At 43.1% G+C, this 6504-nt stretch carries 7 protein-coding genes; 2 read left to right on the top strand and 5 right to left on the bottom strand.

The genetic code is table 11. From position 1 onward, the window contains the following. Positions 1–125: 125 nt before the first annotated feature. The 4 genes from F0251_RS22290 to F0251_RS22275 all read right to left on the bottom strand — a co-directional run bounded on the left by F0251_RS22290 (position 126) and on the right by F0251_RS22275 (position 3502). On the bottom strand, positions 126–677 hold the full coding sequence (locus F0251_RS22290) for a porin family protein (RefSeq protein ID WP_061033306.1): 552 nt from the start codon (positions 675–677) through the stop codon (positions 126–128). Between the two features lie 128 nt (positions 678–805). Then, positions 806–1735, bottom strand: coding sequence for a LysR family transcriptional regulator (locus F0251_RS22285; protein WP_061033305.1), 930 nt, complete (start codon positions 1733–1735; stop codon positions 806–808). Positions 1736–1834: 99 nt separating this feature from the next. Next, positions 1835–2578 carry a copper homeostasis protein CutC gene (locus tag F0251_RS22280; protein WP_061033304.1) on the bottom strand — a complete coding sequence of 248 codons (744 nt, stop codon included), beginning with the start codon at positions 2576–2578 and terminating at the stop codon, positions 1835–1837. Between the two features lie 315 nt (positions 2579–2893). Then, complete coding sequence (locus F0251_RS22275; protein ID WP_004740353.1) at positions 2894–3502, bottom strand: peroxiredoxin C; 609 nt, start codon at positions 3500–3502, stop codon at positions 2894–2896. A 210-nt stretch (positions 3503–3712) separates the two neighbouring features. Here F0251_RS22275 and F0251_RS22270 point away from each other — a divergent pair, with 210 nt between their 5' ends. Then, positions 3713–4618: a hydrogen peroxide-inducible genes activator gene (locus F0251_RS22270; RefSeq protein ID WP_017632986.1), complete on the top strand. Its 906-nt coding sequence runs from the start codon at positions 3713–3715 to the stop codon at positions 4616–4618. A 79-nt stretch (positions 4619–4697) separates the two neighbouring features. On the opposite strand, the gene F0251_RS22265 is transcribed toward F0251_RS22270, so the two are convergent. Then, on the bottom strand, positions 4698–5144 hold the full coding sequence (locus F0251_RS22265; RefSeq protein ID WP_004740350.1) for a CBS domain-containing protein: 447 nt from the start codon (positions 5142–5144) through the stop codon (positions 4698–4700). Between the two features lie 258 nt (positions 5145–5402). On the opposite strand from F0251_RS22265, the gene queA reads away from it, so the two are divergent. Further along, positions 5403–6455 (top strand): tRNA preQ1(34) S-adenosylmethionine ribosyltransferase-isomerase QueA, encoded by a 1053-nt coding sequence (queA, locus tag F0251_RS22260; RefSeq protein WP_105059076.1) that lies wholly within the window; start codon positions 5403–5405, stop codon positions 6453–6455. Positions 6456–6504 lie beyond the last annotated feature (49 nt).

The following is a 6504-nucleotide window of genomic DNA, read 5'->3' as shown; positions in this document are numbered from 1 at the left end:
GCCATCTAAATATTGCTTAGCAATGATACATTTTAGCTCTCGGCTATATTTGGACATAAAAAGACCCCCAATAATTGGTGTCCAACTATTGGGGGTCAGTTCAGAGACGCTGGCTTTTTTATTGATTAGAAGCGGTAGCCGACAGTCCATGAGAATGTGTCGTAATCTACGTCATCGTAAGTCGCGAATTCAAAGCGCATATCAGTGTATAGGTGTTGTCCGAATTCAGCTCGGCCACCTAGGCCAACAACTAAGCTGGTATCGTTATATGATTCAGTCCACTTTCTATCTAAATAGCTAATAGAGTTATCTTCGCTTTGACGAGCTAGGCCTAGAACACCATAAGGTTTTAAAGAAAAACCATCTAAATCAAACTTATAACCTATGTCAGCATCAACTTGGAACTTGTAACCATCGATTTCAGCTTTGAAACCTTCAACGCTTTCATCGTCACTGTTAGTTGCGTAAGAAACGTTGATACCTACGATACGGTTAAATTCATAACCATATTCAAGCTTGATACCGTTACCCCAATCAACAGTATCGTCTGTTAGCCAGTCGGAAACTTGAGTTTTGCTGTAACCGAGACCAACACGGTGTTGGCTGTCAAAGTTGTTTGCAAAAACTGGAACAGAAAGTAGTGAAGCTGAAATTAGGGTAGTAAGTGCAATTTTCATATTAGTCTCTATTTAGGGTTAACTTAACTGCACGATCCTTCGTAGTTCAGTATCCGTTTTAATAGGGCTAATATTAAACAGTGTTTTATTTTTAGGCTAAGTAGTATTTTGTATAATTGTAATAAGTATTACTTATTAACATGTTCATTTAGTGCTTGCTGAACAACATCGCAGAGCCACATATGAAGAGGGTTATTACGATTCTTTATATGTATATGACTATACACTCCCACCGTTTTTAGTTCGCTCGCGATGTCTACATCAATGGCTCTCAGGTTGGGATAGTTGTGGATAGGAAAGAGGGTGGAATGTGGCATGTACATATCAGAATTAAGCAGAACATCTATAAGAGCTAATACCATTTCAGAACGGAATCCAACGCGATGAGGAATCGAGTGGGTTTCTAATATTCGTGAAGCTTGACTAAAGTTATCGTTCCAACCTGGTGATATTAGTGATGCAATCTCATAGCCTGCCAAATCTTGTGGGGTGACAATTGATTTTCTTATTGGATGATCTTTTCTTACAAATAGCTGCCCATCAATATCAATGAGCTTTTGAATATGAATTTCTTTTGAAACATCAGAGAGTTGATAAGCAACGCCTAAAAAGATTTTTTCTTTTTGTATGTCTTCAGCTGAGGATGTCGTCCAGCTCGTTAGCTCTAGCTCGCAGTTAGGTGCCTGTTGCTTGATGATTTTGTAAAGAGCCCCCGACAAACATGAAAGTACGACAGGGGAAAGCGCGATTTTTATTGAGTAGTCGATTTCTTTGGGGTCAAAGGTATTTGAAGAGTTAATCGCCGTTTTCAAACCATCTAAATGAGGTGTGATTTCATTTGCTAGCTGTTCGCTAAATGCTGTGGCTTGCAAACCTCCGTGGACTTTAACAAATAAGTCATCCGAAAAGTGATGACGCAGCTTCTGCAAAGCTTGACTAACAGCAGGCTGTGAAACAAAGAGTCGCTCCGCAGCCTTTCTGGTGTTTTTTTCTTGATAAACAATCAGGAATGTTCGTAACAGGTTTAAATCAAGAGAGCTGAATAAGTCTTTGGCCATATCTATCCATGAAAAATTTCTGCACTATTAAATCTAATATACGTCAGTCAGTTAGATTAGTCAGCGAGCTTCTCTAGATTTGTGTTAGCGACTGTTACCCTAAGCGATGAGAGAGGCTCTTACATCGGATATCTTACTCGCATCTGTCACGGGGATCTGATAATCATCAATATCATCACTGCCCATTTGAGCACTTGAGTTGTTTTCCATTAGGCTTGCTCTTGTCGATTTTCCAGAAAGATGAAGTGCAGGCACTTGAGTGGTGCTTTGAATCGTTTTGGCATTCGTTGCGTTGACGCCAGCCCCTGCCATTATATCGATTCTGCCATTGGCTTGTTTTACCATTGCTGACAACACATTGATGCCTTGCTCAGCATTAACAGCAAGCCCTGATGTCAGGATTCTTTCGCATCCAAGAGTGATGACCTGCTCTAATGCTGCTTGGAAGTCAGCGCTTTGATCGATGGCTCTATGAAAGGTAATCCCAAGCTTTAACGAGTGCGCTTTTTCAGCCAGTTGCTGCATTTTTGGCATATCAATACTTCCGTTTGGTGCTAACACACCAAGTACGACCCCATCCAATCCTGCACTTGCACAAGCTTCAATATCTTCAAGCATACAGATCATATCGTCATCATCGAATATGAAGTCACCCTGCCTTGGGCGTATCATCGCGTAGACCGGAACGGACGAAATTCTTGCCGCTTGCTTCATCATTCCGAAGCTCGGGGTTAACCCACCAAGTGCCAGTGAAGAGCAGAGCTCAATACGATTAGCTCCGCCTGCTAGGGCATTGTGTAGAGATTCTAGGTTATCGATACAAACTTCAATTTCGATGTTCATGATATTTTACTCGTTCAAATTGAGACTGTGGAAATCATAGCAATCTTGAGACGATTCTGAATAGGTAGCGATAGAGGAAAATAGAGGTAAAGTTTCGCTTTGCGGTTACCCCTATTCATAGTGGAGATGAGCAAGCAATAAACCATTGTTGAAGCAATAGATGCAAAAAGCCCGAAGCGTTAACTTCGGGCTTTGAATAAGACTTTACTTCTTAACTGATTGGCGATGCGCTTTGCGCTGTAGCTTATGCTTTATTTCTCTTTATAGAGAGTCATCCAACCATTCACCCGTGTTGAGTCGGGCTTAAGAATGTAATTACTTGCTTAGGTCGTCAGCGTGCTCAGATAGGAATGCTGCAACACCTTTTGGAGATGCGTCCATACCTGATTTACCTTCTTCCCATTGTGCAGGACAAACTTCACCGTTCTTCTCGTGGAAGTTTAGTGCGTCTACCATGCGTAGCATTTCGTCGATGTTACGACCTAGTGGAAGATCGTTAACTACTTGGTGACGTACAAGACCGTCAGCGTCGATTAGGAAAGAACCACGGAAAGCAACGCCTGCTTCTGGGTGCTCAACATCGTATGCTTTACAGATTTCGTGCTTAACGTCAGCAACTAGTGGGTATTTAACTTGACCGATACCGCCGTCAGCGATAGCAGTGTTACGCCATGCGTTGTGAGAGAATTGAGAATCGATAGAAACACCGATTACTTCAACGCCTTTAGCTTGGAAATCTTCTAGACGGTTGTCGAAAGCGATTAGCTCTGAAGGACAAACGAAAGTGAAGTCTAGTGGGTAGAAGAAAACAACCGCTTTCTTACCTTTAGTGAATTCTGCGAAGTTGAAGTTATCAACGATCTCACCGTTACCTAGAACAGCTGCTGCAGTAAAGTCAGGGGCTTGACGACCTACTAGTACCATTTTGGAATCTCCTAAAAAATTAGTTGGCCCAACACATCTTTGTTTGGGCTCCGTTTCTACGCGACAAACTATAGTACAATCGGTACTATAGAAAAAAGCGAATTAAATAGATTAAGTTCATCGAAAAAAGCGATAAGCTTATTCTTTGTCCTTTTCTTAGGTCTTAGGACCTTCGTGTAACTTATCCTACTCATATTACAAAGTAATTTCATGAATAAATGGCCAAGTCTTAAGCAACTTCACTATCTTGTTACTCTTCACGAAACACGCCACTTTAGCGACGCCGCTGATCGCTGTTTCGTCAGCCAATCAACTCTTAGTAAAGGTATCCAAAACCTAGAAGAGCTGATCGGTTGCCCTCTGTATGAGAAAAAAGATAAGAAGAGCCCACTTGTTTTTACTCAAGCGGGAGAGCTGGTGGTGAAGCACGGTCGAGAGTTATTGGCGAAAGGGCAAGATTTGGTTGAACTCGGAAACCTATGTAACGGCGATGCGATGCAAGGTCAGCTGCGAGTAGGGTGCATTCCTACCATTGCGCCATTTCTTTTGTGCGATTTGGTACAAGAAGCCAACCAGCGCTTTCCTCAGCTAAACTTACTGCTACGTGAAGACACGACAACGAACTTACTCGCGGCACTGCGCCATGGTGAGTTAGATGTATTGATTCTGGCTCTGCCTGTTGATATCGACAACATGGAGAGCAAAGTGGTTGGGCAAGATCCTTTTAGAATGGTGATCAGTCGTAATCAAGCGGATGGAATCCGTGTCCCTATTAAATATGACGACCTGCCAGACGAATCGGTATTCTTGTTGGAAAATGAACACTGCTTAACCGAACACGCAGTGTCAGCGTGTAAGTTAACTGATAAAGAGAAGATCAACCCATTCACAGCAACGAGTCTTCACACCTTGGTGCAGATGGTCGCGAACGGTTTAGGTACTACCTTTATCCCGCAGATGGCTATCGATCACGGTTTATTGGAAAACCAGAATCTCGTTGTGATCGATCCTCCAGGTCAGCAAGCCTACCGCGACATCGGCCTTGTGTGGCGACCAAGCTCATCACGTCGTGAAACCTTCCACCAATTAGCCGATGTGGTATCTGAGTTACTGTAAGAGATATCATTGGTCAGCGTATTTAATTTATATCTTTGAGCGGCTATTAAAGCCGCTCTTTGTTTTGCATACTCAACGGTTAATCCACTTCAGCTTCTTCTGGCTCTACTTCTTCTTGTAGTTCAAGCAAGTTGATCGCGATGGTGACGAAGTCACTGTCGGTGATGATGCCAACCAATTCGCCATGGCTGACCACTGGTAAGCAGCCCACTTTGTGTTTTTGCATGTAAATAGCAGACTCTTTTAACCCAGCTCGAGGCTCTACTGACATAACGTTTTTGTGCATAATGTCGTTGAGAGGAGTAGATAGAGTAAAAGATTGAGCTGGCGGAATGTTTTGTAGGCTTGATTCTTGGGCGGCGAGAACGTCTCGTTGGGTAACTACGCCCAATAGTTTTCTATCGGCATCGACGACTGGTATGTGGCGGATATCAAGCGCTTCCATGGTGTGCTTAGCATCGGCCAGTGAGTGTGAGCGCAATAAAGTATGAGGGTTGCGAGTCATCATATCTTCAACCTTGATCATACGAACCTCCTTATTATTTATTTGTTGTTATCACTATAGTTTTTTATCCAAAAAATAACTGAGAGCTGGCGCATTTTTGGGTGAGTTTTACACAACTATTTCATTTCACTGGAGAGCGGATTAAGTCGCATAATTTTACGCCTCTTTACAATAATCCATTGCTGTAAACCTTGCTATTGCAGCTCGTGTGCCTATACTAGCCCACTGCGAAATTTTTAGTCGCGTCTACTCATTCATCAACCAAACAAGACCAGAAAAATGCAAGTTTCAGATTTTCACTTTGACCTACCAGATGAACTCATTGCTCGCTACCCTCAAGAAGAGCGTACAGCAAGCCGTCTGCTTAAATTAGATGGCAATAACGGCAACCTAACTGATGGTTCGTTCAAGGACGTTTTAGACTTGGTTGAACCAGGCGATCTGGTTGTTTTCAATAACACGCGCGTTATCCCTGCTCGTGTATTTGGTCGCAAAGCTTCAGGCGGTAAGCTTGAGGTGTTGGTTGAGCGTATGCTGGATGAGAAAAGCATTCTGGCTCATGTTCGTTGTTCTAAATCACCAAAGCCAGGCACTAAGCTGTTCCTTGGTGAGAATGATGAGTACGAAGCAGAAATGGTCGCACGTCATGATGCGTTATTTGAAATCCATTTCACATCTGATCAAAGCGTTCTAGAGATTCTGAACAGTGTTGGTCACATGCCACTGCCTCCTTATATTGATCGTCCAGATGAAGACGCAGATAAAGAGCGTTACCAGACGGTCTATAATGAAAAGCCAGGTGCAGTAGCTGCACCCACAGCTGGTCTTCACTTTGACGACAAGCTAATGGCAGATATGAAAGCGAAAGGCGTTGAGTTTGCTTATGTAACACTGCACGTTGGTGCGGGCACATTCCAGCCAGTAAAAGTAGACAACATCAACGATCACCACATGCATGCAGAGTACGTTGAAGTACCGCAAGAAGTAGTGGATGCGGTTGCTGCGACCAAAGCACGCGGCGGGCGCATCATCGCAGTGGGTACAACATCGGTTCGTTCTCTAGAGAGCGCAGCACAAGATGCTCTGAAAAACGGTACTGAATTAGTGCCGTTCTTTGGTGATACAGAAATCTTTATCTTCCCTGGTTACAAATACCAGTTGGTGGATTGTCTTATCACTAACTTCCACCTACCTGAATCGACTCTGATCATGTTGGTGAGTGCGTTTGCAGGTTACGACAACGTGATGGCTGCATACGATCATGCAGTGAAGAGCGAATACCGCTTCTTCAGCTATGGTGATGCTATGTTCATCAACAAGAAAACCAGCTAATTTAAGCTGGTTATAAGCGATATAAATAAGAATTTACGGGTGCTAGCAG

The sequence above is a fragment of the Vibrio sp. 070316B genome (genome assembly GCF_013114115.1).
GTDB lineage: Bacteria > Pseudomonadota > Gammaproteobacteria > Enterobacterales > Vibrionaceae > Vibrio > Vibrio chagasii_B.
The sequence above is the reverse complement of the archived record's forward strand: the minus strand, read 5'-3'. Positions and strand labels throughout refer to the sequence as shown.

Coding starts and splice junctions, on each gene's coding strand:
- F0251_RS22265 (WP_004740350.1), bottom strand. CDS start 5,144: ATGATCAAGGTTGAAGATATGATGACTCGCAACCCTCATACTTTATTG.
- queA (WP_105059076.1), top strand. CDS start 5,403: ATGCAAGTTTCAGATTTTCACTTTGACCTACCAGATGAACTCATTGCT.
- F0251_RS22270 (WP_017632986.1), top strand. CDS start 3,713: ATGAATAAATGGCCAAGTCTTAAGCAACTTCACTATCTTGTTACTCTT.
- F0251_RS22275 (WP_004740353.1), bottom strand. CDS start 3,502: ATGGTACTAGTAGGTCGTCAAGCCCCTGACTTTACTGCAGCAGCTGTT.
- F0251_RS22285 (WP_061033305.1), bottom strand. CDS start 1,735: ATGGCCAAAGACTTATTCAGCTCTCTTGATTTAAACCTGTTACGAACA.
- F0251_RS22290 (WP_061033306.1), bottom strand. CDS start 677: ATGAAAATTGCACTTACTACCCTAATTTCAGCTTCACTACTTTCTGTT.
- F0251_RS22280 (WP_061033304.1), bottom strand. CDS start 2,578: ATGAACATCGAAATTGAAGTTTGTATCGATAACCTAGAATCTCTACAC.